This is a genomic window from Rhodothermales bacterium, assembly GCA_039944855.1.
Taxonomy (GTDB): domain Bacteria; phylum Bacteroidota; class Rhodothermia; order Rhodothermales; family JANQRZ01; genus JBBSMX01.
Genome location: JBDUXZ010000013.1, coordinates 29,814 through 54,092 on the forward strand (window position 1 = coordinate 29,814; position 24,279 = coordinate 54,092).

Sequence of the window (24,279 nt, forward strand, 5' to 3'; positions counted from 1 at the left end):
AGCGTGCGGGCCGGGCTATTGGTCGTCGTGGAGGCGGCGTTCGAGGGAGCGTGTTTCGTCGATGATGCGCTCGTAGAGGCGGCGCACCGACGTTGCGGGGAGCGGGCCGGGGTTGGCGTCGAGGACGTTGCGGAGGACGTCTTCCTCGCGGGTCGGGACGTAGACCGGAAGCCCCAGCATCTTTTTGATTTGGCCGATGCGGGCCGCGTAGACGGCGCGCTCGTTGAGGAGGTGGACGAGGGCCTCGTCGAGCGCGTCGATCCGGTCCCGCCACGGGTCGAGGTCGGCCTCCGACGGCGGGGCCGACGGCTCGGGCCACGGCGCGTCGAGGCGACGGAGCGGAGCGTTCCACAAAGCGGGAGTTGAACGGGGGGCGTCCTCGTCCATGTTTCAACCTGAGACGGGAAGGTCAGATGGCGAGGTTCGGCGCGGCGGAGAGGGTGAGCGGGCTCTCCACGCCCGCCGCCCACTTGAAGTGCCCCGTCACAGCGACCATCGCCGCGTTGTCCACGGAGTACACCGGCTTCGGGATGAAAAGGTCGAAGCCGTCGGTCTCGGCCGCCGCCGCCGCGTCGCGGCGGAGCTGGCTGTTGGCCGAGACGCCGCCGACGACGGCGACCGAGCGGATCCCCGTCGCCCGCACCGCGTCGCGGATCGCGCCGACGAGCACGTCCACGACGGCCGTTTGGAACGACGCGGCGATGTCGCCGAGGTGCTCCGTCAGCACCGTCTCGCGCTCGGCGTCGGAGAACCGGTTGAGGTAGTACAGCACCGACGTTTTGATCCCGCTGAACGAGAAGTCGTAGTCGCCGAGCCGCGTGCGGGGGAAGGACTGGAACGTCGGGTCGCCGTCGCGCGCGAGCCGGTCGATCACGGGGCCACCGGGGTAGCCGAGCCCGAGCATCTTCGCCACCTTGTCGAACGCCTCGCCCGCCGCGTCGTCGCGCGTCGAGCCGAGGACCTCGTGTTGGAATCCGTCGCGGACGACGACGAGCTGGGTGTGGCCGCCCGAGACGGTCAGGCAGAGGTACGGGAACGGCGGGCCAGGCGGCTCGACGAACACGGAGTAGAGATGCCCTTCGAGGTGGTTCACGCCAACGAGCGGGATCCCGAGCCCGAGCGCGAGCGCTTTCGCGAACGAGAGCCCGACGAGGAGCGAGCCCGCGAGCCCCGGCCCGTACGTCACGGCGACGGCGTCGAGGTCCGACTTTGCCACGCCCGCCTCGGCCAGCGCCGCGTCCACGACGGGCACGATCAGCCGCTGGTGCGCCCGGCTCGCTAACTCCGGCACGACGCCGCCGAACCCCGCGTGCACGCGTTGGCTCGACACCACGTTCGAGCGCAGCACGCCCCCGGCGACGACCGCCGCCGCCGTGTCGTCGCACGACGATTCGATGCCGAGGAGGAGGGGAGAGGAGGGAGCGGTGGGAAGCATGGCAGCGAAGATACCACCGGCTCGCCCGCGCCCCGCCCGCTCACCGAAGCAGCGTCACCGGCACGCTCCGACTTATGCCCTCGCCCGCCGCGCGGACGAAGTACACCCCGCTCGGCAGCCCGGCCCCGTCGATCTCCACCGCGTGCTCGCCCGGAGCGAGCGGGCCGTCGTGGAGCGTCCGCACCCGGCGGCCGAGCACGTCGAAGAGGGCGATGCGGACCGTCTGCGCCGCATCGATGCCGAGCGTGACGAGGGCCTGCCGCGCCGGATTCGGGTACGGCCGCGAGAGGGCGAACGACGACGCTGGCGCCGGGCCGTCCTCGCCCGCGACGGGCGTCATCGTGGCGTCGTAGCGCGCGAGGAAGAGGCCGGTGCCGTCGATCGGGAGCGTCGTCTCGCCGCCGCCGTAGTCGAAATCGTACGGGATCTCATTGTTGAGCGTCGTCACGAGGCCGAGGAGGTAGAGCTTGCCACTCGGCACGATGTCCATCCCGTAGATCTGCACGTCCGAGCGGTCGCCGTTGGGCGGCGGGTCCTCGGTGACGTAGAGCGTTTCGAGCGCGCCCTCGGCGAGGGTGTACTCGACGAGCACCGTCTCGACGGCGTCGCCGTTGCCGACGAGCGGGCCGTCCGGCGGCTCGATCTGCTCGGCGGGCGAGGCCTCGCCGATGAGAAACGCGCGGCCCTCGGCCGTCGCGTCGAGGTAGTAGTTCACCACCTCCTGATTGAAGACGCCGCTGACCTGCCGGACCCATTCCAGCGCGCCGTCCTCGTCGTAGTACGCGGCGAACACATCGTCGAAGGAGGTGCCCGTGGGGTAGGTCAGGGCGGTGCGCGTCGCGTCGCCGTCGCCGGGGTCGAAGTCAACAGTGCCGCGGAAGTAGCCGGTCCAGAGGACGCCGCCGTCGGGAGACACCTTCATCTCGCTGTTGATAAACCGAGCCCCTTCGTTCCCGAGCGGGAACGCCCACTGCGCCGCCCCGTCGGCGTCGTACTGCACGAGGTAGAGATCGGGGTCGAAGTCTTCCCCGGAGTTGAGCACGATCCCGCCGAAGTCGATGGGGCCGAAGGAGAACTCGCCGGAGGCGTAGACGCGGCCCTCGGCGTCGACGGCGAGGCGCTCGCCCTCGGCGAAGGACATCGCTCCCTCATCGCCCGCCGCGGTCACGAGCGTCTGCGCCCATGCCAGCGTGCCGTCGGAGGTGTACTTCGCGACGAGCCCGCCCATCTCCGTCGTCTCGAACCCGCCCCCGAGCGGGTCGAGCTCGACGGTCGTGGTGATCCCGATCTCGGGGACGACGCGGCCGAAGATCTCGCCGGTGACGTATACGTTTCCGTCGGCGTCCACCGCGAGGCCTTCGAGGTGGCCGCCGACGTCGCGACTGGAGAGGTCCTGGAAGGTGGTGATGGCGATGAGCTCGAAGGCCCATCGGAGATTGCCGTCGGCGTCGTAGCTGGCGACGAAGCCGACGTCCTCGTTCGTGTCGCCGGTGCCTGCGAGCGCGGTCACGCCGGGGCCGGGATCGAAGTCGACCGGGAGGGGCGCGTCGTCGACTTCGCGGGTGGTGAAGAGGCCGGCGATCGTCACGTTGCCCGCCGCGTCGGCCCCGACGCCTTTGATGTCGAGGCTGAACGCCGTGCCGTCGAGCGACAGCCCGAAGGCCCACTGATACACGCCGTCGGCGTCGTACTTCGCCACGAACGCCGAGCGGCCCGACGTGTCGTACTCGTTATCGAAGAGGACCTCGGCCACGCCGTCGCTCATGTCGAAGTCGACGGGGATGTCCTGGGGCAGTCGTCCGGTGAGGAAGACGTTCTCGTCGCCGTCGAGGGCGAGGCGGGGATTCTGGGGCCCGCCTATCTGCGGGAACGGCGTCTGCTGGGCGTACTCGAGCACCTGCGCGGGGACGGCGGTCGGGAGGAGCAGCGCGAGGGCCGTCAGGGCGAGGGCGTAGCGAAGTGTCGACATCGTCTCATCTCAAAAGAGGGGCGGAACGGGATGCTCCATGATGGCCGAGGGGTCGGCACTCTGCCATCACCCAACGATGTGATTTTCCCGGGCTTCCCTCGGCGAAGCGACTCCGGCGATGTGATTTGTTGTTGCTCGGGAAGCAGCGGCGCCGTAACGTGATGAAAACAATGATCTCTCGGAGGCTACCGATGCGATACGCTCCGCTCCTCTTCGCCCTCGTCCTCGCGCCCGCCGCACTCGCACAGCCCTGCGATCCCGCACAGACTGACGACGCCTGCCCGGACACGACGGATTGGCACCGCTACTTTCCGCTCGAAGTCGGCAACATCTGGCAGTACGAGGACGGGAGGATGACCGGCGAGCCGGTCACGTTCTCGAGCTGGGCAATTGTCGGTCAGACCGAAGTAGCCGGTCAGGCTTACTTCGAGTTCGAACAGTGCGACGAGGCCGCGGACGGCTCGGCGGTCTGCGCCGATCCCCTGTTGCTCCGCTACGACGAGGAACACGAGCTGATCGTCCGGCGCACCGACGACGGCGACGCGTGGTGGGACGTGCTGCCCTGCAGGCTCGGCACCCCGTTCAACACTGGCGGCGGTCTCGGCGAGCCGAATGAATGCACCGGCCCGGCGTCGGGGTTCACGCCGGTCCTGGTTGAGGGCGCCTACGGAGCCGTGGTGGACGTGCCCCCCGACGAAGTCGCCGGAGACACGCGCAAGAGCTTCGAGATGTATCCCGGTACCGGACCCGAGATGTACGCCGGGCTCGGCGTCACCCAGTATTTCTATGACTTGGTGGGCGAGCCGATGCGGCTGGTCTACGCGCACGTCGGCGGCGAGCAGGTCGGCACGCCCGCCTTCGCCTCGTGCGACCCGTCGGAGGCGGGCACCGTCGTGTGCCCCGACACGACGGACTGGCGGCGCTACCTCCCGCTCGAAGTCGGCAACGCATGGCAGTACCGCGTGAGGCCACCCGTCCAGTCGAACTACGAACACGGGACGGAGATCGTGGGGGAGACCGAGATCGATGGCGAGCCCTACTTCCTCGCTCGCCGATGCACGAAGCCGTTGTTCGACGATCTGACGTGCACAAGCCCGTTCCCGATCCGCTACGACGAGGCCAGCCGGAAGGTGGTGCGACGTGGCGTCAATACCAACAGCGGGGAGGTCGTCTTCAGTCCGTTCCAAGTGAGTGACTATGAGGTACTGCCGTGTCCGCTCGATGCCCCTTTCGGTGAGAGCGTGCAGGAATGCACGTTCTTCGCTGGGGTCCCGTACCTGGTCTCCGGAGTGTACGGCGCAGGCTACGGGGGGATCGGCGACACGCAGAAGGAGTTCGACGACCTGCTCCAGGGCGTCATCACGCTCGTAGCCGGACTCGGCCCTGTCAGCGCGAATAACATCGACACCGACACTTGGGAGGATATCCTGTACGCCCGGATCGGTGGGGAGGAGGTCGGCACGCCCGCGTTCGTCTTCCCGACGGCCGGAGAACCTATTGCAGCGCAACCCACCGCCACGGCGTTCACGACGGTCTTCCCCAACCCCGCGCGCGGCCCCGTGCAAGCGCAGTACGCCCTCGGCGCGGCGCAGGCAGTGACGCTCGAACTCATCGACCTGCTCGGGCGGCGGGTGCGCTCGGAAGAGGTGGGACGGCAGGCGGCGGGGATCCACGACGTTCGGCTCGACATGGGCGGGCTGCGGGCGGGGCTTTACGTCCTCCGTCTCCGCGGCGACGCCGGGGCCGAGGCCACGCGGCGCGTCGTCGTCCTCTGAGCGATCGCGTGAACTTGGTGGATGGGTTTCGCGTCATGGGAGGGGCCCCCTCTCCACCACCTCGCACTTCGCTCGATGAAACCCTACCACCACTTCCTGATCGGCGGCGACGGCGGCGCCTCCGTCGTCGCCGACGCTGGCCTCCTCGTCCTCCGGCTGATGGCCGGGCTCGCGCTCGCGTTCGCGCACGGCACCGGCAAAATTCCCCCCTCCGCTGGGTTCATCGAGGGTGTCGAAGCGCTGGGGTTCCCTGCGCCGGCCTTCTTCGGGTGGGCGGCCGGCATCGCCGAGCTCGTCGGCGGCGTGTGCCTCGCGGTGGGGCTCCTCACGCGGCCCGCGTCCGTGCTCATCGCGTTCACGATGGCCGTCGCCTTCTTCCTTCGCCACGCCGATGATCCGTTCGCTACAAAGGAGAAAGCGTTCCTCTTCGGCGGCATCGCCCTCCTCTTCATCTTCGTCGGTGCGGGCCGTTTCAGCCTCGATTCGTTCCTCCGGGGGCGGGCGTCGAAGCACACGGTAAGCAGGTACGCGCGGTAGCGGCGAGCTCAGTCCAGCGTCACGCCGAGGTCGGCGAGGGCCTGTTCGCGGCGGGCCTGACGAGCCCGGTCTTCGAGCACGGTCGGCGGTGCAGCACGGACGTGGCACACGTCGGGCGGGAGCGGGCAGCGCTCGCACGTGAGGTTCACGTCGCGGCTCGGGACAGCGTCGTCGTTCCAGAACCGGACGGCGCGTTTGAACCCCTCGGTTGCGAGGAAGCCGATGGAGACAGCCGTGTTCGTCCCTTCGGTGAGGGCGAGCGGGCGGGCGAGCGCGATCTCGAAAAACGTTGCTCCGTCATTCAAGAAATGGGAGCGCTGGACCTGCACGATGGGCCGGTCGCCTTTCCCGGCGGACTGCTGGGCGTCGAGCGCCTGGAGCGCGGCCATCGACGGCCATCGACGGCAGTAGTGCTCGTCGCGGCGGAAGCCGTGGGGGACGGGCACGTGGCTCATGTTGAGCACCTTCGTGAGCGTGTAGCGGTCGGTTCCGCGCGCGTTGTTGAAGCGCATGAAGTATATCTCGCGCAGCCCGAAGTCGGCGGGGATAAGCTGGGTGAGGCGGTAAAAAAACATCTCCGGCGTCGCGTGATAGCGGTCGAAGGCGGCGAGGAAGGCGGCCTCGTCCCACACCGATTGCTGGAAGAAAGCGCTCAGATCTCGGCCGAGTGCGGCGCGGCTGATGAGGAGGGCCCCGGCGAAGTACGACGCCTCGAAGTTGTTGAGCACCTGCTCGAACGAGGTCACCTTCAGCCACGACGACGTCTCCGGCCGCTCCCCGCCGCCGAGCACCTCGAAGCCGAGCTCGCGAGCGTAGAGGAACGCCTGCTGCGACGGGAGCAGGCCCGCGTTGACGAAGAGCTTCGGCCCGCCCGTCGGCCCCCCGTCGGCGACGAAGACGGAGCGGAAGCCTCGCAGATCGGGGTGCGTCCGCAGCGTCTCGGTGTCGAAGGTGTAGCCGTGCTCGTCCTCCAGCACGGCGCGTAGCGTCTCGGCCCGGAGCGGCTCGTCGTTCCACCCCTTCTCGGCACGGTAGGCAGCGGCGCGGGCTTCGAGCGCGGGGAAGTGGTTCCCGTGGAGTTGCTGGTAGCTCCGGAGCGCGGCGAAGAGGACGTGCTCGACGCGCACGTCGTAGTTGCGTGAGACCTCGGCGAACGTGCGGATGAGGGCGCCCGCCTTGTCGGGCAGGCTCGCCATCAGGCTCACGAGGTCCTGCGGCTCGACGCCGAAGAGCCGGAACGGAAACTCCTGCGCGAACGGCGAGGCAATCGCCTGCTTGAGCGCGGCGAGCGACTCATCGACCTGCTGCGACACGAGCTCGTCGAACGGCACGCCGAGCGCGCGCGCGAGGTCGAGCAGCTTCTCCGGCTTCGGGTACTTCTTGCCCTTCTCGATCTCGGAGAGGTACGAGATCGACACGCCCGCCTCCGCCGCGACGGCCTTCAGCGAAGAGCCCTGCGCCTGCCTGAGATTCTTGAGCTTGAGCCCGAGAATGAGGCGGAGGTTGTCAACGCTGGGTTCCATGGGAGCGGTGGTGTGGGCGAACGGGGACGGCTCGGCTCGAATTGTAGGGGAAGCCCTACGCCGGTCAACAGGCAACGAAGGGTAGACTATCTATACGCGAACAAGGTAATGGGACCGTGCGTAAAGTACACTGTCAGCGAAATTTCGCTTGACTTGACATTTCGCACATTCTATACTCTTTGCGCCCCCTCCGCACAGCCCCTCTCGCCATGAGCACCACGATGACCTCCACCGTCCGCTGGAAATCCCTCGCCGACGGGGTCTCGATCAACGAGGCCGCCCACACCCCGCAGGCGGAGCGCGTCCTCTCTTCGGAAGCGCTTCCGCTCGTCGCCGCACTCCACCGCGCGCTCGAAGCCGAGCGCCAGACCCTCCTCGACGCCCGCACCGAGCGGCAAGCGAAGTGGGACGCCGGCGACCTCCCCGACTTCCTCGGGGACGAGCACCCCGACGCCCACGGCGACTGGCAAGTGGGCACGCTCCCCGACGACCTCCTCACGCGCCGCGTCGAGATCACCGGGCCGGTGTCGGACCCGAAGATGGTCATCAACATGCTCTCCCGCACCGACGACGGCCACCGCGCCGACGCCGCGATGCTCGACTTCGAGGACTCGATGAAGCCCTCGTGGGGCAACGTGATGCAGGGCGTCGAGAACGTCATCGGCGCGGCTGAGGGCACGCTCTCGTTCGAGAAGCGCGACCGCAGCGGAGAGGTCGTGAAGACCTACGAGCTCGACCCGGACGACATGCCGCTGATGATGGTCCGCGTCCGCGGCCTCCACCTCGACGAGTCGAACCTCCGTGTCGACGACACGCCCGTCTCGGGCGGCCTGCTCGACTTCGCCCTCTGCATGGTCCATTCGGCCAAAACCCTCATGGCGAAGGGGAAGACGCCGACGTACTACGTCCCCAAGTGCGAGCACTACCGCGAGGCCCGCTGGTGGAACCGGCTCTTCGAGCTGACGCAGGAGCACCTCGGCATCCCCGTCGGCACAGTCAAGGCGACGTTCCTCATCGAGACGCTCCCGGCCGCGTTCCAGATGGAGGAGATCCTCTACGAGTTCCGCGCCCACGCCGCCGGGCTCAACGGTGGCCGCTGGGACAAGATCTTCTCCGACATCAAGGTTCTCAAAGAGCACGAGGACCGCGTGATGGCCGACCGCGGCTCGATCGGGATGAGCCGGCCGTGGATGGAGAACTACGTCCGCCACCTCATCAAAGTCTGCCACCGGCACGGCGCGTGCGGGATGGGCGGGATGTCGGCGTTCACGCCCGGCAGCACGCCCGAGGCGCGCGAGGAGCAGACGCGGAAGGTGGTCGAGGACAAGGAGTTCGAGGCGCGCATCGGCCACGACGGCTGCTGGGTCTCGCACCCCTACTTCATCGAGCACGCGATGAAGCCGTTCAAAGAGAAGCTCGACGGCAAGCGCAACCAACTCGACGTGATGCCTGACATCCCCGATCAGCCGGACCTGCTCCCGCAAGGCTCTGGGCCGCGCACGCTCGAAGGGCTTCACAAGAACGTGAACGTCGGCATCGGCTACATGAAAGGCTGGAACCAGGACATCGGCTGCGTGGCGTGGGACGGGCTGATGGAGGACCTCGCGACGCTCGAAATCTCGCGCGCCCAGGTTTGGCAGTGGCTCCACCAGCGCATCACGCTCGACGACGGTACCGAGGTCACGCGCGACCTGGTCCGCCGCGTGTTCGACGAGGAGCTCGAAACCATCCTCAATGAGCTTCGCGAAGCGCATGCCGACGCGCCCGAGGAGACCCTCAACAAAGAGATCGAGCGGTATCGGCAGGCGGCCGCCGACGCCCTCGCCGTCTTCACCGAAGAGGAGATGCGGCCGTTCCTCGCCTGCGCCTCCAACCTCGTCGGCGACCTCGACCAACAACGCACCCTCAAAGAAACCGGCGGCTGCCGCTGACAGCCGTCGCCCGACCACACGAACGCGCCATCCCGTACAGACGCAGCATGCTGCGTCTCTACCACGAATCCAACTCGACCCCGACTCTCATGCAAATCGACATGAACGCACACAACCAGTCCGCCGCCGACCTCGCTCACGAATGGAAGAACGACGCGCGGTGGGCGCACGCCGAGCGGCGCTACACCGCCGAGGACGTGCTCAAGCTCCGCAACTCGTTCCCGATCAAATACACCCTCGCCGAGCGCGGGGCGAACCGGCTGTGGGACCTCCTCCACACCGAGGATTACGTCAACGCCCTCGGCGCGCTCACTGGCAACCAGGCCATGCAGCAGGTGAAGGCCGGACTGAAGGCGATCTACCTCAGCGGCTGGCAGGTCGCCGCCGACGCGAACCTCGCGGGCCAGATGTACCCCGACCAGAGCCTCTACCCGGCCGACTCCGTCCCGGCCGTCGTGAAGCGGATCAACAACACGCTCCTCCGCGCCGACCAGATCGCGAATGCCGAAGGGCAGGGTGACGACACGTATTGGATGGCGCCCATCGTCGCCGACGCCGAGGCCGGGTTCGGCGGAACGCTCAATGCGTACGAGCTGATGCGCGCGATGATCGAGGCGGGCGCGGCCGGTGTCCACTTCGAGGACCAGCTCGCTTCGGAGAAGAAGTGCGGCCACCTCGGCGGCAAAGTGCTCGTCCCGACGAGCCAGTTCGTCCAGACCCTCACCGCCGCGCGCCTCGCCGCGGATGTGATGGGCGTGCCTACCGTCCTCATCGCCCGCACCGACGCCGACAGCGCCACGCTCATCACGAGCGACGTGGACGAGCGCGACCGCCCGTTCATCGAGAGCGGCGACCGCACGCCCGAGGGCTTCTTCCGCGTCAAGAGCGGGATCGAGCCGGCGATCGCGCGCGGCCTCGCGTACGCGCCCTACGCCGACCTCCTGTGGATGGAGACCGGCAAGCCCGATCTCGACGAAGCGCGCCGCTTCGCCGAAGCCATCCACGCCGAGTACCCGGACCAGATGCTGGCGTACAACTGCTCGCCGAGCTTCAACTGGGAAGCCCACCTCGACAAAGCCACAATCGCCAAGTTCCAGCAGGAGCTGGGCAAGATGGGCTTCAAGTTCCAGTTCATCACGCTCGCCGGCTTCCACGCCCTCAACTATTCCATGTTCGACCTCGCCAAGGGGTACAAGGAGCGCGGGATGGCCGCCTACTCCGAGTTGCAGCAGGCCGAGTTCGGGGCCGAGTCCGAAGGCTATACCGCGACGAAGCACCAGCGCGAGGTCGGCACAGGCTACTTCGACGCCGTCCGCGACGTGATCTCCGGGGGCGAAGCCTCGACCGGCGCGATGGCCGGCTCGACGGAGACCGAGCAGTTCCACTGATCGTGACCGGGAGGGCCGATGATTCGATGAGCCGGGGAGGGCGTTCTTCCTCGGCTCATCGTTTCTCCGCCCCGTCGTTTCTTTCCAGTCCGACACGAGCCTCTTTTCCTGCTACTCAACCGATCTGCCCCATGGAATTCCACCCCTTCGACCCGCCGCACCGCACGCTCATGGGCCCCGGCCCGTCCGACGTATCGCCCCGCGTGCTCGACGCCCTTTCGCGGGCGACGATCGGCCACCTCGACCCGCGCTTCATCGACCTGATGGACGAGACGAAGGCCCTCCTCCAATACGCCTTTCGGACCGAGAACGCGCTGACGATGCCGGTCTCCGGGCCGGGCACGGCGGGGATGGAGAGTTGCGTGGTGAATCTCATCGAGCCGGGGACGAAGGCGGTCGTGTGCCAGAACGGCGTCTTCGGCGGGCGGCTGAAGGCGATGACGGAGCGGGCCGGCGGCGAGGTCGTGCTCGTGGAAGACGAGTGGGGCCGGGCCGTCTCGCCGGAGAAAGTCGAGGCCGCCCTCAAGGCGAACCCCGACGCCGAGGTGCTGATGTTCGTCCACGCCGAGACGAGCACGGGCGTGCTCTCCGACGCCGAGACGCTGGCGAAGCTCGGGCGCGAGCACGGTTGCCTCGTCGTCGCCGACACCGTGACGTCGCTCGGCGGCTCACCGTTGGAGGTCGACGCGTGGGGACTGGACGCGGTCTATTCCGGCACGCAGAAGTGCCTCTCGTGCATCCCCGGCCTGAGCCCGGTGACGTTCTCCGACCGCGCCGTCGAGCGCGTGCAGCAGCGGACGACGCCGGTGCAGAGCTGGTTCATGGATCTAGGGCTCGTCGTCGGGTACTGGGGCGAGGGACGGAAGCGGGCCTACCACCACACGGCGCCGATCAACAGCGTATACGGCCTCCACGAGTCGCTGCTGATGCTGCACGAGGAAGGGCTGGAACACGCGTGGGCGCGGCACCGCCGCCTGCACGAGGCGCTGAAGGCGGGTCTCGAAGCGCTCGGGCTGGAGTACGTCGTGCCCGAGGCGGAGCAGACGCCGCAGCTCAACATGGTCCGCGTGCCGGATGGCGTAGACGAGGCCGACGTGCGCGCCCGGCTGCTGCACGAGCACGACCTCGAGATCGGCGCGGGGCTCGGCGCGCTCGCAGGGAAGGTGTGGCGGATCGGGCTGATGGGCTACGGCTGTCGGCCGGAGAACGTGCGGACGTGCATCGGCGCGCTCGAAGCCGTGCTCGCGCGGAGCGGCGGGGCGGAGGCCGCCGAGGCGAAGCTGGGTGCGAGAGTAGAGGCGTGACCCGTTCGGCGGGCGGGGGTACGCACAAATACCAGAACATCGGGGGACGGCGTTCGTTATTGACAAACCCTGCTGCCGGCTCTATCATCCCCCCTGCACCCAACCCGTCGTCCGCCGATGCGAAGCACCTGGACCGTCCTCCTCTTCGTGGCTCTCCTCTACGCGGCTGCCCCCGCGCACGCTCAACTCCGCGCGAACCTGCCGCAGGCCGACGCCCCTGTCGCCGTCTACGAGAACCAGCAGGGCTTCTCGCTCGGCACGCTCCTCAACCCGGACCACTTCAAGGTCAGCAACTCGTACGAGATGTCGTTCTCCAGCTTCGGCGGGCAGAGCCTCGGCCTCGGCGTGCTGACGACGAGCCTCCGCTACCAGCCGACGGACAAGCTCGCGGCGCGCGTCGACGTGGGCGTGGCGCACTCGCCATTCGGCTCCGACGGGGTGCAGCAGCAGCTCGGGTTCTCGCAGGACACGCCGGCGAAGGTCTACCTCCAGAACGCGCAGATCGCGTACCGGCCGACGGAGAACTCCGTGATCCAGCTCCAGATTCAGCAGAGCCCGTTTGGCAGCTACGCCAGCCCCTACGGCTACTACAGCCCGTACGGCTACGGCGGCGGCTCGCAGTTCCGCGCGAACTACGGCGCGGCCAACTTCAACGACCTCTTCTGGCGTTCGTCGTCGCGCTGATGCAGCTTCACGGTCACCGGTTCCGGCGCGGCACGTCACCTGCGGGGGCGTGCCGCGCGTGTTTTACCTCCGACGGTTCCACCTCCGACGGCACGGCCGAGGCTTATGGGTGATGTCCGCAGCCGGATGGGGGGGCTGCTGCTGAGCCTCGGGCTCGCGGTGGCCGGCGTGCTCGCGCTCGTCCTCGTCTACTCCTTCGCCACGCGCTTCCTCGCCCCGGATACGAGCCCCGTGCGGACCGAGAACCCGACGGGCCTGCTCGGCGACATCGTGCAGGTCGAGGTGCTCAATGGGTGTGGCGAGCCGGGCATCGCCGGCCAGGTGACGCAGTTCCTCCGCGACCACGACTTCGACGTGGTGAACAGCGGCAACTACGCCGACTTCGAGCAGGCGCAGTCGCTCGTGATCGACCGCGTCGGCAACCGGGAGGCGGCGTTGCGGGTAGCTGCGATCCTCGGCATCGATGAGGCGTATGTCAGAGAGGAGATCGGCGAAGGCTATTACGTCGACGCCTCCGTCGTCCTCGGCCGGGACTACCCGAGCCTCCGCGCCTTCGGCGAGGACGCCCCTCGTTTTTCGTTCCCCTAATCCCTCCACTCCATCCCTACGATTCAGTCACTCCACCCCACGACCACATGAGCACCACCTCCTCCGCTTCTCGTCCGAAACAACGCAGCACCCACCGCCCGGCCCGTGAGTTGGCCGCCCTCGCCGTCGAGGCGATGCACAGCAAGAAAGCCAGCGACGTCACCGTCATCGACGTCCGCAAGGTGTCCGGCGTGACGGACTACCTCGTCATCGGGACCGGCGGGTCGGACATGCAGGTCCGGGCCGTCGCCGAGGCGGTGCGCGAGCAGATCCGCGAGCAGGCCGACGAGCGCCCGTGGAAGCGCGAGGGGATGCAGCACAACCAGTGGGTAGTGCTCGACTACGTCGACCTCGTCGTGCACGTCTTCGACCGGGAGCGGCGCGAGTACTACGACCTCGAACGGCTCTGGGGCGATGCCCCGATGGAGCACGTCGCCGACGATGCCGATGTCGTGAAGCTCCTCCAGCCGGAGTCCGGCCAATGAGTGTAGCCCGCGCCCTCGTCCTCCTCGTCTTCGCCCTTGGGTTCGCCGCGTGCGGCGGCTCGTCGGAGGCGACGGAGGAGAACCCGTTCGGCCGCCGCGCCGACGACGGCGAGGGGCGGGAGACGCTCCTCATCACGCCGCCGGACGAGGCCGAGGAGTTCTTCCTCTACCCGGCCATCTTCGAGACGGTCGAGGTACGGTCGGGCGTGATGGACGCGGGCCGCCGCCCCGTCGAACTGCTGATCCGGGGCGCGCTCCCAGACGGCTGCACAGCGCTCCACAACATCGAGCAGCGCCGCGTCGGCAACCTGATCGACGTGACGTTCGAGATGCGGCGGCCCAAGGGGGCCGTTTGTACCCAAGTCGTCCGCCCGTACCGGTTCTACTACACGCTCGCCGAGCCCCTCCCGCCGGGCGACTACACGCTCACGGTGAACGGCTCGGTCAAGCCGTTCACCGTCTTCCCGCTGCGCGAGGGCGAGATCGGTGGATAACGCCTCAGGCTCCGACGCCCGCCTGTTCCTCGTCGCCGGGGCGCTGTCGGCGGCTGTCGCCGTCGCGGCGGGCGCGTTCGGCGCGCACGCCCTCGATGGTGTCGTGCCGCCCGGCCGGATCGCGACGTTCGAGACGGCGGCGCGGTACGAGATGGTCCACGCGCTCGCGCTCCTGCTCGTCGGACGCATGGCGGTCGGACGCGCGGACCGGTGGTTGGCGTGGTCCGGTCGGCTGTTCCTCGTCGGGACCGTGCTGTTCTCCGGCAGCCTCTACCTCCTCGTGCTCACCGAGACGCCGTGGCTCGGCGCGATCACGCCGCTCGGCGGCGTCGCCTTCATCGCGGGGTGGCTCGCGCTGGCATACGCGGCCATGCGAGAAACGACGTAGGGGCGCAGCGAAACGCCGCGCCCCTACGGGTCGAACAGGAACGGAGCCGCGCGTTACCCCTCGTCTTCGTCGAAGAGGAGCATGAAGCTCGGGCTCAGGTTGTGCTCTTTCGCAAGGGCGAGGAGGGCGTCGGCCGCGTCGTCGGGCGTCTCGTACGTGCCGTGCTCGTTGCCGTCGACGGCGAGGGCGTAGTCGATCTCCCCGTCCTCGTCGGCGTCGAGCTCTTCCCACTCGATGGCCTCCTCGATGAGGAACGTGTCCCGCTCGGGGTCGAACGAGGCGAGGTAGAGCTCCCGCTGGTTGGCCTTGTCGATGAGGCTGACGTTGCCGAGGGCGACGTATTCCTCATCGTAGAAGAGGGCTTCGATGAGAAGCTGTCGGGCGAATTGTTCGATGCTAAAAGCCATGAGTAGTGCGGAGTGGGTGAGGAACTACGAGAAAGTAGGGCAGAGGAGGGGCCGGAACGGCAGAATGGCCGAGGGCGCAGAGTTTTTACACGTCCGGCGAGGGGGTGCCTACGCGGAACGTGTCGAGAAAGTTGTCCGCGGCGTCCCCACGATAGAGGGTTAGCGCGAGACCGAACCGCGCGGCGAGGTGGCCGAGCAGGCGCTCCGTGGCCTCGGCCTCGTCCACGGGCCGGCCGAGTTCGGCCGCGAGCGAGGTCACGCCGCGGTCGGCGATGCCGCAGGGCACGATGAGGTCGAAGTACGAGAGGTCGGTGTTGAGGTTGAGCGCGAGGCCGTGCATCGTGACCCACCGGCTGCACCGGATCCCCATGGCGCAGACCTTCCGCTCCGCGCGCCCGTCGGGGCCGGCGTCCGGTCCGATCCACACGCCCGTCCGCCCGTCGACCCGACCGGCCGCGAGCCCGTAGTCGGCACAGGTGAGGCGGACGGCTTCTTCCAGTTCGCGGAGGTAGCGGTGGATGTCGGTGCCGCTCTGGCCGTCCGCGTAGCGAAGCCGGTCGAGGTCGAGGAGGGGATAGACGACGAGCTGGCCGGGGCCGTGGTACGTGATGTCGCCGCCGCGGTCGACGGGCACGAACGTCGCGCCGCGCCGGGCGAGCCCCGCGTCGTCGGCCAGCAGGTTCGCGCGGTCGCCGCTCTTGCCGAGCGTGAACACCGGCGGGTGCTCGACGACGAGGAGGACGTGGGGGAGCGGCTCCGCCGGCTCGCTCCGCTTCGCCGCGACGAGCCGCTGCTGGACGGCGCGCTGCAACGCCCACGCGGGCTCGTAGGCGATCCGCCCGAGATGGCAGGCGATGGCGGGCTGGCTCACTGCGTTCGCTTTGGTCCGTGGTTAGTAGATAGTGGATGGTAGTCTAACGCATACCGTCGTTCCTGCTTCCCGCCACTAACCACGAACCACCCCCTAATTCGAGAACGACACGCGGAAGGTGAAGCCGCCGTTGATCGTCGTCGTCGAGGGGTTGATGCTGCCCTCGCTGTCGAACTTCTGGTAGCGGACGAAGGCCGTCGCCGTGACCTGGTTCGAGAGGGTGTACGAGAGCTGCGGCTCGACGGAGGTCCGCGTCGTGACCTCGCCCTGCGGGTTGAGGAACGTCTCGCCGATCACGCCCGAGATCGACTGCTCGAGGTCGTCGCGGAGGGTGAAGCGGCGGGCGGTGTTGTTGGCGCGCGACACGATGAGGCTGAAGCGGAGGTTGTTGTTGAGCCGGCGGCTGCTGAGGAAGGGGAGGGGGATGCGGAAGCCGGTTTTGTTGAAGCTCAGCCGGACCGAGACCTCCTCCGTCTGGAGCTGGTTCACCGAGGGGATCGTCGGCGTAAGGGCGTAGCTCTCACTGGAGATGAAGTTGATGTCGGCCTGGATGCCGCCCTTGAACCCGAGGTTGACGCCGATGAGCGGCTGGAACCGCTCGCTGACGCGGACGGAGTTCGCCTCCAGAAAAGGGGTATCCGAGAGGAAGGTCAACGAGCCGTCGGGGAGAGAGAGGGTCTCCTGGTTCTGTGCGCCCTCGAGGGGGTTCGAGCGGAAGCCGACGTCGTACGTCGCCGAGTAGCCGTGGCGGAGCGTGGCCGACTGTGCGAGGGCGCGGATGATGGGCCAGTTGGCGACGCCGGTGTAGGTGACGGTCCAGTTCGGGAGGGGGAAAGCCGTGAAGCCGCCGCGGCCGACGGAGCCAATCCCGGTGAGGAACGCGCTGCGGAAGTCCTCGACGACGGCGTTGTCCGAGAGGAAGTCGCCGGGGATGACGTTATCGCTGGGGTCCGGGTCGGCGGCGAGGTTGCGGTCGTAGCGGTCGCGGTGGAGCTGGAAGAAGTCGTCGTAGGAGCCGCCGAGGGCGAGGACCGTCGCGTTCCCGCGCCCGTTCTCCAGCACCGTCGGGTCGTCGAGGGTGGAGCGCGTGAAGCTGAAGGTCTGCTGGTTGTCGAGCCCGAGGTCCCACGTGAGGTCCACGCGGAAGGCCTGGCTGAACTCCAGCGAGGTCCGCGCGCCGAACTGGTGGTTGTCGCGGAGGATGTCCTGCACTTCGAGCGTGCCGAGGATCTCGTCGCCGAAGTAGCGGTCGGCCTCAGTGCTCCCGAGGCGGCGGCTGAAACCGAGGCGGTACCCGAGCGAGGGGCCGTCGCCCGTGAGCCCGTCGAGCAGGCTGTAGCCGGGGTTGAGCGCGCCCGACGAGGCGCCGCTGAACGAGCCGTTGTAGGTGAACGTGAAATCGCGCGGCCCGGTGAGGGCGAGGAAACCACGGCGCAGGAGGTCGACCGGGTTCGGGATGGGGAGGGGCGGGTTGGGCCGGGCGAGCGTGTCGGCGGCCTGCTGCGCCGTCGAGAGGATCGTCCGGAGCTGTTCGAGGCGGGCTTCGGTGGGGGCGGACACCGCCGCGACCGAATCGCCGGCGGCTGCTTCGACGGCGGCCTCGGCCTCGCGCAGGTTCTCCTCGGCCTCGGCGAGCCGCTCCTGCGCGGTGCGGTAGCGCTGGAGCTCCTGCTGGAACGCCTGCCGTCGCTGCTGCTTGGCCTGTTGCGCTTCGTCCTGTCCCTCTCGCAGCCGCCGGTACGGGCCGATCTTCCCGAACAGCTCGCCGAGCCGGAGGCTGAGCCCGCCCCGCACCGCGCCCTGCGTTGCCACCGACGCGACGGTCGTGTCGCTCTCGGCGCGGTCGCGCGGGTCGAGGCCGGGGACCGGCGTGTAGCGCCACGAGAAGTTGCTGGAGTACGTCACCGGCTGGAGCCGGAACCAGCTCAGCGCCTCGATTCGCTCGATGGGGGACTGGATCGTGGCCGTGGTGCCCTGGTTGTAGTCGTCGGTGAGGATGCCGCGCTCGCCGGAGATCACGTCGCCGAGCACCTGTTGGACGGGGAGGATGTCGAGCTGCGCGTTCTGGTAGTTCGCGACGAGGGCGTTCACCGAATCGGGGTCCGTGATGCCGAAGCGGGTGAAGCCGGGGCCGACGAGGTTGCTGTCCGCGTCGATGGCGAAGACTTGCTCGAACGTGAGGCCGGGGTATTCCACGAAGAGGTCCACGTCGCTCCGGCTCTGGACGAGGGTCGAGACAAACTCGTCGGCGCCGGCGCTGTTGAGGCTCTGGCTGACGTCGGAGCGGTAGCCGAGGGCGAGGAACTGGAACGGGTTGTACTGGACCTCGACGTTGCGGCGGTGGCTGAACGCGTGCTGCTGGCGGATGGGGTAGACGAAGTCCGGCCGTGCCGCTTCGACGGCGGCCCGCACGGAGTCGACGGTGAGGCCGCGGCGGGCGCGGTCCTGGTTCTCGTTGACGGAGCGACTGGCGTCGGCCGAGAACCGGAAGCTCTGCGGGAGCACGTTGAGCCGGAGCCCGCCGAGGAGCCCGACGACGGGGGCGTCGCCGAGGAACCAGAACGGGCGGACCGTCTTGGGCCGGGGCACGGCGAGGCGGTACGAGAACGCCCCGCTCCACTGGTCCGTGTCGTTGAACTGCCGCGAGGGGCTGCGCTGCTGGCGGAGCGAGTTCGTGTACGTGAGGGCGACGCCGTCGAGCGTGTACTTCAGCCACGGCGAGCGCGAGCCGGTCTTCGAGATCGGCACGCGGATCACGCGCGAGAAGCTCGCCGTCTCGGCCGCCGCCTTCACCTCGTCGATCTCGATCGCCTTCTCCTCGGGCGAGAGCCGGTCGTTCTCCTCGATCTGCGCGATCTCCTGCGCGACCGTGATGTCGCCACGGCTCGGCGAGAAGCGCGGCGTCGAGACGTCGCGCTGCACGGCGAGGTTGACGGGGATCCGCCAGCCGTAGCGCTCGGGGAGGAGCTTGTGCGCGTTCACGTTCGTCGTCACGCTGTAGCCCCAGGAGTCGTCGAACGTCCGGTTGCCGAGCCCGCTGGCGAGGTCGCCGAAGCCGTCGGTCTGCTGGTTGTAGCGGGCGTTGATGTCGAGGAAGTCGGCGAGGCGGATCGTGGTGCGGGCGTAGCCGCTCCAGCCCTTCTCCTCGTCGAAGCCGCTCACGCGGAGCTCGTTGTACCACACCTCCACGTCGCGCGGCTGCCCGACGGCGTCGTCCCCGTTGCGCACGCCGAGGACGATGTTCGACACGTCTTTGATGGACGGGTTGCCCTTGATGCGGAGCCTCGCGCCGGGCGGCGCGAAGTCGAGCGGGATCGACTGCGCGACGTAGACGGAGTCGCGCGAGATGGGCGCGCCGACGCCGTCGGTGGCGAGGTCGCGCTCGAGCTTGAGCTTGTTGAGGGCGTCGAACTCGATGTTGATGGAGTTGAGGTCGAGGAACCGCGTGCCCTCGGGCGTGGCGACGGGCACGTTCGTCTGCCACAGGCTGTCGGAGCCGCTCGGGACGTCGCGGATGGAGGTGCCGGGCGGGAGCTCGTAGGGGTAGACCGGCTGCTCGATCTCGTAGTAGTCGCTGTCCTCGTTCGAGCCGAGGCGGACGAAGACGCGCATGGAGTCCTCGCGCTCGAAGCCCTCGCCGTGGACGAACATCCGGAGGTTGGAGTACTTCGTGAGGTCGAGCTGGCGCGTGTACGGCTTGTAGATCGCGCGCTCCTGCCCCTCGCCGAGGCCCTCGACGCGGAAGACGAGGGCCTGCTCGCGCGACTGGATCGGCTGCGACGAGGCGGGGTCGCGCGTGAACGAGCGGACGGTCCCGTTCGGGATCTCGTACTGGTTCGGGTTCTCCTCGTTGTTGATCGTGGCGACGAACGACTGCGGCCGCCCGATTCCCTCCTCGGGCGCCGGCCCGATCACGGGCTCGTCCTCGCCCCGCACCTCCTCCGACTTCAGCCACTGGCTCCCGACGAGGTCGAGCGTGGCGAAGCGGAGCGTGGCGGGCCCGCTGTGCCCGTCGGTCCATACGCGGATCGTCTCGATCAGGCTGAAGTCCTCGATCCCGCCCACCGCCTCTTTCTGATCGGTGCGGACGGGGATCCGGATGAGGTACCAGTCCCGCGCCCCCTGGATGTTGGGGTTGTCGATCGTCGTGACGTAGAACGGGTTGCAGCCGACGGTCTGCCCCTCGGGGCAGGGCCGCGCGAGGAGCGCCGTGTCGAGCGGGATCTCGTAGCGGAAGAACCGCTCTGCCCGATCGGGGGAGAGGTTGAGGTTGATGTCCTCGGAGTCGGGGAAGCGGGAGTTGCCGGGCACGCCGCTCTGGGCGATCTGGCGCTGGGCTTCGAGGGAGTTGAGCTCGGTGCCGGTGAAGAACTGGCTGAAGCGCTCCTGGAGGGTAGCGCCGCCGGGCCAGAGCGTGCCGTTGTTGAAGTAGACGTCGTCCTGGAACGAGCGGAAGTCGTCGCCGGAGGGGTCGAGCTCGGCGAGGGCGAGGACGGGACTGCCAGCTGCGGGGCTGGCGCGGAGGCTGTCGAGGAACGGAGCGAACTGCTCGGCCTCGGTGGGGACGCCTTGATCGCTGTACGGGGTGCCGTTGGCGGCGGCAGCGGCGGCAGCGACTTGGCCGGGGAGCCCGTCGAGCCCGAGGTCCTCGGTGCGCTGCGTCTCGTCGTTGATGTTGACGATGCCGTCCGGCGTACCGCCGGCGTACCGCCCGTAGGCATCCGCGTTTCTGCTCCCGAGCAGGCCGTCCTCCCCGTTGGAGTTCTGGTTCGGGATGATGTCCTCGCTCGTCTGCCCGAGCTCGACGTAGAGGCGGGCGTTGGGGTCGATCCGCTGCGAGCCGTCGCGGCCGCCGAAAGGCGAGAAGATGAACTCGACGAACTCGATGTTGTTACGCGCATCGAAGTCCGTATAGCCCTCGGGGAGCCGTTGCGCCATGCCTCCCCACACCTCTTCCGGCCGCTCGGCGAAGGCGCTGCCGAGGGCAGCGTTGAAGTTGTAGGGCCCGCGCCGCGTCGGGTCGAAGTAGACGTCGAACGTGGTGAGCGTCGGCGGCGTGCCGGGCTCGAGCTCGCGCTCGGGGAAGACCTCGTTGATGAGGACGCGCGAGGTCGCGGGGTTGCCGGCGAGGGGGCGGATGGCGTCGCTCTCGTAGGTCGCCGTGAGGACGGAGTACCACGAGAAGAGGCCACGCCAGTTGGTGCGGAGGAGGCGTGAGGTGATGGCGTCCTCGCCGGGGAGCTCGGAGAGGTACGTCCGGGCGTCGTCGGGCCCGGCGCCGGGCGAGGTGAGCGTGCCTTCGGGCGCGGAGGCGGTGAGCCACGCGCCCGGCTGGAGCAGGCTGAAGCTGTTCTCGGTCCCCTCGAAGTCGTCGATGTACGAGATGCCGTCGAGCTCGTCGTCCTTGAAGTCGCGGCCGAGCTCGCGGAGGTCGTCCTGCGACTGCTCGAAGGCGAAGGTCTCGGGGTGGCCGGGGTTGAGCTGGGCGAACTCGCCCTTGAACTCGAACGCGCTCGGCGCCCGCGTCTGGACGAGGGGGAGGGCGTCGACGAGCCGCGTCATCCAGCGCGGCTCGGCGGCGTAGCGGACGTCGACACCCCAGATCGAGTTGGCGATCGGCTCCTCGCCGAGCCGGTACTTGTCGATGAGGGGCTTCTCGGAGAGCTGCATCCACGTCGCGCCGATGGCGAAGCGGTCGTTGAACTCGTAGTCGGCGCGGATGCCGAGGAGGGTCTTCTTCTGGATCGCGACGAACTGGTTGCGCTCGAACGAGATGCGCACGTCGCGGCCGGGCACGAGGTAGGCCGGGTTCGTGATCGTGACGGTCCCGGTGGCGTAGTCGACGGCGTAGTCGGCGCCCTCGGTCAGCTCGATGTTCCCGCTGCGGACCTGCACCGAGTTCTCGACGACGGCGAAGCCGAGCTCGTAGAACTCCTGCACGGACCCGCGGAACTCGCCCGTGATGTTGTAGACGTTCTTGTCCGTCTCGCGCGCGGCGACTTCGGGCTTGGCGTTGTAGAGCGTCGTGAAGACGTAGCGGTCGATGGCCTCCTCCTGCGTGAGGCTCTGGAAGCTCACGCTCGTCGGCTGCCCGTCCCGGTCCTCGTCGAAGCTCCGCTCGAGCACGCGGCGGAGGTGCTCGCCGAAGGGCTGGCGGTAGGGGAAGATGACGCGGCCGTTGCCGGGGTCGACGGTGTAGTTGATGAGGAAGTCGAAGAGGTCGTCGGGCGTGCGGTTGTTGTCCTGGTCGACGCGGTCGAGCCCGAGCGTGCGGAGGAGCGTCTGCTGCTGGCCGACGTCGACGCCGGGGAGCGTGCGCTGCGCCGTCTGGCCGCCGGCGGCGTAGAGGACCTGGAGGTCGAAGTCCGTCGCGTTGAACGACGAGCCGCCGACGCGGTAGACGTTGCGCATCGTGAGGTCCCACGTGGCGTTGTCCGGGAGCGGGTTCGGCCCGCGCAGCAGCTTGAGGATGATGGGGGGAGCGTCGGACCCGCTCCCGCTGCCCTGCCCGAAGTCGCCGATCTCGACGATCGTCCCGTCGGCGCGCTTGTAGCGGTAGGCGACGGCGATCGCCTCGTTGTTGTTGAGCGAGCGCTTGAGCGAGAGCGAGCCGAGGCGGGGGTCCCACGTGTAGTCCTGCCCGTTGCGGAGGAGGCGGTACGCCGACTCGAAGAAGTCGTCGTTGTCCAGCCCGAACCGGTCGGCGACGTCGATGCCCCGCTCCTCCGGGGGCAGGCGCAGGAGGGCGAGGTCGGACTCTTGGTATTGGTCGAAGGCCGGGTCGGGCAGCTCCGGGTCGTCGCCGACGGCAGCGAGGTAGGCCTCGCCGCCCTCAAGCACGGCCGGGGGCTCGCCGAGGTCGGCGAGGGCGAGGGCGCGGATGGTGGCGTCGTCGGAGCCGGTGTTGTTGATGTTCGACTGCTCGAAGAGGTAGACCTCGAGCTGGCCTTCGAGGATCTCGCTGAAGTCGGGGCCGAGGACGATGTTCGGGGGGGCGGCGTGGGCGGCGTCCCAGCGGTTGTGGAAGTAGTAGCCGAGGTAGAAGTTGGCGTTCGCCTCGTACTCCGTCGGCCGCTTCGAGAACGTCGTCGTCTGGCTCCCCCCCTCGATCACGAGCTCGTCGCTCTCGGCGTCCTGCTGGCTCGCCACGACGGTCACGCCGAGGCCGCCGACCTGGAGCCGGCTCTTGATCCCGAAGAGCCGCTGCCCGCCGCGGACGAGCTCGCTCGGCGTCTGAAGGAACACGTTCCCGGCCTCGACGCTCTGCAGGATCTCGTCCTCGTACCCCGTGTACGTCAGCTTGACCTGGTTCTGGAAGTCGAAGTCGTTCTGCGTGTCGTAGTTGACGTTGATCTGGAGCTTGTCGCCGATCGTGCCCGTGATGCCGAGGCCGAGCTCCTGCCCGAAGTCGGGGTCGACGCGCCCGCCCTGGCCGGTGGCGGCCTCCTGCTGCTCGTTCTGCCGGTAGGCGAAGCCGACGTCCACGTTCGCCTGCCCGTTGACGCGGAGGTCCACCTCGTTGGAGCCGAAGATGCCGGCGAACGCGCTGTTCCGCCCGCCGGGCACTTCGATGTTGAGGAGGCCGAGCCCAGCTCCGCCGCGCTGCTGCTGCCGCGAGCGCGTGGCGACGAGCTCACGGTAGTTCGTCTCCAGCCCAGCGCGGAGGCGCTGCTCGCGGTACGCCCCGAGCCCGAGCTGGACCGGCACGCGCACGTCGCCCTCGCCGACGCGCTCGGTGATGGTGTAGGCGGCCTCCGTCGAGTCGAGCTCGACGCGGCGCTGCCAGTAGGTGCCGAGCGGGAGGCCGAGCGGCGCGCGGCGGCGTGGCGCGAGGGCCGCGTTGTAGCGGTCGCGGCGGAAGGGGGGGAGCAGGCGCGCCGCGCGTCCCGTGTCCGGCAACACCTCCGTCGTGTCGGTGAGTGCCGCGAGGGAATCGGCGTCGAGCGTGTCGGCGGCGAAGCCGAGCGGGTCAGCGTCCAGCGAGTCGGCCTCGAAGCCGAGCGGGTCGGGGCCGAGACGGTCGCCGTCGAGCGAGTCGGCATCCAGCGAATCGGCGTCGAGCGTGTCTGCGTCTGCGGTGAACCACAGCGAGTCGAGGCCGAATGGATCGAAACCCAGCGAATCGGCTGCGAGCGAGTCGACCGCGAGGGAGTCCGTCGTGTCACGGGCGGCGGTAAAGCCGAAGCGTCCGCGCGGTCCGGGGTAGAGGCTGACGGGACCGGTTAGCGCCGCGCGGCGGATGAGGGCCTCACGGTCCGCTCCGGCCGCAGCGTCGGTCACGTCGAGGGAGACGAGCATCCCCAGACAAGCCAGCACCACGCCACCGACGAGGGTCAGCAGCAGAGCACGGCCCTCCGGCAGGCGGGTCGAACGGGGCATACGCACGCGCAGGTTCTAGCAGGCAACGAGCGCCCCGGACCGAGGGGTCGGCGCGGGGCGGGAACGTCGGGAATCGGGGAGTAGCAGATGCGCGTCTAAGCGTACACGGTGCGTGGTCGGG

At 68.7% G+C, this 24,279-nt stretch carries 17 protein-coding genes; 10 read left to right on the forward strand and 7 right to left on the reverse strand.

Annotated elements, in window-relative coordinates; genetic code table 11:
• Positions 1-15: 15 nt before the first annotated feature.
• The 3 genes from pheA to ABJF88_06910 are packed head-to-tail and all read right to left on the reverse strand — an operon-like array spanning position 16 to position 3,404.
• Complete coding sequence (gene pheA, locus ABJF88_06900) at positions 16-354, reverse strand: chorismate mutase (protein MEP0546640.1); 339 nt, start codon at positions 352-354, stop codon at positions 16-18.
• Between the two features lie 55 nt (positions 355-409).
• Positions 410-1,435 (reverse strand): tRNA (adenosine(37)-N6)-threonylcarbamoyltransferase complex transferase subunit TsaD, encoded by a 1,026-nt coding sequence (gene tsaD / locus ABJF88_06905; GenBank protein MEP0546641.1) that lies wholly within the window; start codon positions 1,433-1,435, stop codon positions 410-412.
• Between the two features lie 40 nt (positions 1,436-1,475).
• The gene (locus ABJF88_06910) at positions 1,476-3,404 is read right to left on the reverse strand and encodes a T9SS type A sorting domain-containing protein (GenBank protein ID MEP0546642.1); all 1,929 of its coding nucleotides are present in this window, start codon (positions 3,402-3,404) and stop codon (positions 1,476-1,478) included.
• A gap of 191 nt (positions 3,405-3,595) precedes the next feature.
• Here ABJF88_06910 and ABJF88_06915 point away from each other — a divergent pair, with 191 nt between their 5' ends.
• Both ABJF88_06915 and ABJF88_06920 read left to right on the forward strand, forming a co-directional pair.
• Positions 3,596-5,179 (forward strand): T9SS type A sorting domain-containing protein, encoded by a 1,584-nt coding sequence (locus tag ABJF88_06915; GenBank protein MEP0546643.1) that lies wholly within the window; start codon positions 3,596-3,598, stop codon positions 5,177-5,179.
• Positions 5,180-5,254: 75 nt separating this feature from the next.
• A complete protein-coding gene (locus ABJF88_06920) occupies positions 5,255-5,716 on the forward strand; it encodes a DoxX family protein (GenBank protein MEP0546644.1) in 462 nt (153 codons plus the stop codon).
• Between the two features lie 8 nt (positions 5,717-5,724).
• Here ABJF88_06920 and ABJF88_06925 read toward each other — a convergent pair whose 3' ends face one another.
• Positions 5,725-7,239 carry an XRE family transcriptional regulator gene (locus ABJF88_06925; GenBank protein MEP0546645.1) on the reverse strand — a complete coding sequence of 505 codons (1,515 nt, stop codon included), beginning with the start codon at positions 7,237-7,239 and terminating at the stop codon, positions 5,725-5,727.
• A gap of 209 nt (positions 7,240-7,448) precedes the next feature.
• Here ABJF88_06925 and ABJF88_06930 point away from each other — a divergent pair, with 209 nt between their 5' ends.
• The 8 genes from ABJF88_06930 (at position 7,449) to ABJF88_06965 (ending at position 14,501) form a co-directional block, all read left to right on the forward strand.
• Positions 7,449-9,170, forward strand: a complete 1,722-nt coding sequence (locus ABJF88_06930) for a malate synthase A (GenBank protein ID MEP0546646.1) — start codon at positions 7,449-7,451, stop codon at positions 9,168-9,170.
• An 89-nt stretch (positions 9,171-9,259) separates the two neighbouring features.
• Positions 9,260-10,558 (forward strand): isocitrate lyase, encoded by a 1,299-nt coding sequence (gene aceA / locus ABJF88_06935; GenBank protein MEP0546647.1) that lies wholly within the window; start codon positions 9,260-9,262, stop codon positions 10,556-10,558.
• A gap of 131 nt (positions 10,559-10,689) precedes the next feature.
• On the forward strand, positions 10,690-11,862 hold the full coding sequence (locus ABJF88_06940; protein MEP0546648.1) for an alanine--glyoxylate aminotransferase family protein: 1,173 nt from the start codon (positions 10,690-10,692) through the stop codon (positions 11,860-11,862).
• Positions 11,863-11,979: 117 nt separating this feature from the next.
• Positions 11,980-12,546, forward strand: coding sequence for a hypothetical protein (locus tag ABJF88_06945; GenBank protein ID MEP0546649.1), 567 nt, complete (start codon positions 11,980-11,982; stop codon positions 12,544-12,546).
• A 105-nt stretch (positions 12,547-12,651) separates the two neighbouring features.
• Positions 12,652-13,134, forward strand: a complete 483-nt coding sequence (locus ABJF88_06950; GenBank protein ID MEP0546650.1) for a LytR C-terminal domain-containing protein — start codon at positions 12,652-12,654, stop codon at positions 13,132-13,134.
• A gap of 47 nt (positions 13,135-13,181) precedes the next feature.
• Entirely contained in the window at positions 13,182-13,619 is a 438-nt protein-coding gene (gene rsfS / locus ABJF88_06955) for a ribosome silencing factor (GenBank protein MEP0546651.1), read from the forward strand.
• The gene (locus tag ABJF88_06960) at positions 13,616-14,113 is read left to right on the forward strand and encodes a hypothetical protein (protein ID MEP0546652.1); all 498 of its coding nucleotides are present in this window, start codon (positions 13,616-13,618) and stop codon (positions 14,111-14,113) included. The genes rsfS and ABJF88_06960 overlap by 4 nt, the downstream gene beginning before the upstream one ends.
• Entirely contained in the window at positions 14,106-14,501 is a 396-nt protein-coding gene (locus tag ABJF88_06965; protein MEP0546653.1) for a DUF423 domain-containing protein, read from the forward strand. Before ABJF88_06960 ends, ABJF88_06965 begins: the two co-directional genes overlap by 8 nt.
• A 53-nt stretch (positions 14,502-14,554) precedes the next feature.
• Here ABJF88_06965 and ABJF88_06970 read toward each other — a convergent pair whose 3' ends face one another.
• From ABJF88_06970 to sprA, 3 genes are all read right to left on the reverse strand, one after another.
• Entirely contained in the window at positions 14,555-14,908 is a 354-nt protein-coding gene (locus tag ABJF88_06970) for a hypothetical protein (protein ID MEP0546654.1), read from the reverse strand.
• 85 nt (positions 14,909-14,993) lie between these two features.
• Positions 14,994-15,779: a lipoyl(octanoyl) transferase LipB gene (gene lipB, locus ABJF88_06975; GenBank protein MEP0546655.1), complete on the reverse strand. Its 786-nt coding sequence runs from the start codon at positions 15,777-15,779 to the stop codon at positions 14,994-14,996.
• A gap of 93 nt (positions 15,780-15,872) precedes the next feature.
• A complete protein-coding gene (sprA, locus tag ABJF88_06980) occupies positions 15,873-24,158 on the reverse strand; it encodes a cell surface protein SprA (protein MEP0546656.1) in 8,286 nt (2,761 codons plus the stop codon).
• Positions 24,159-24,279: the final 121 nt, after the last annotated feature.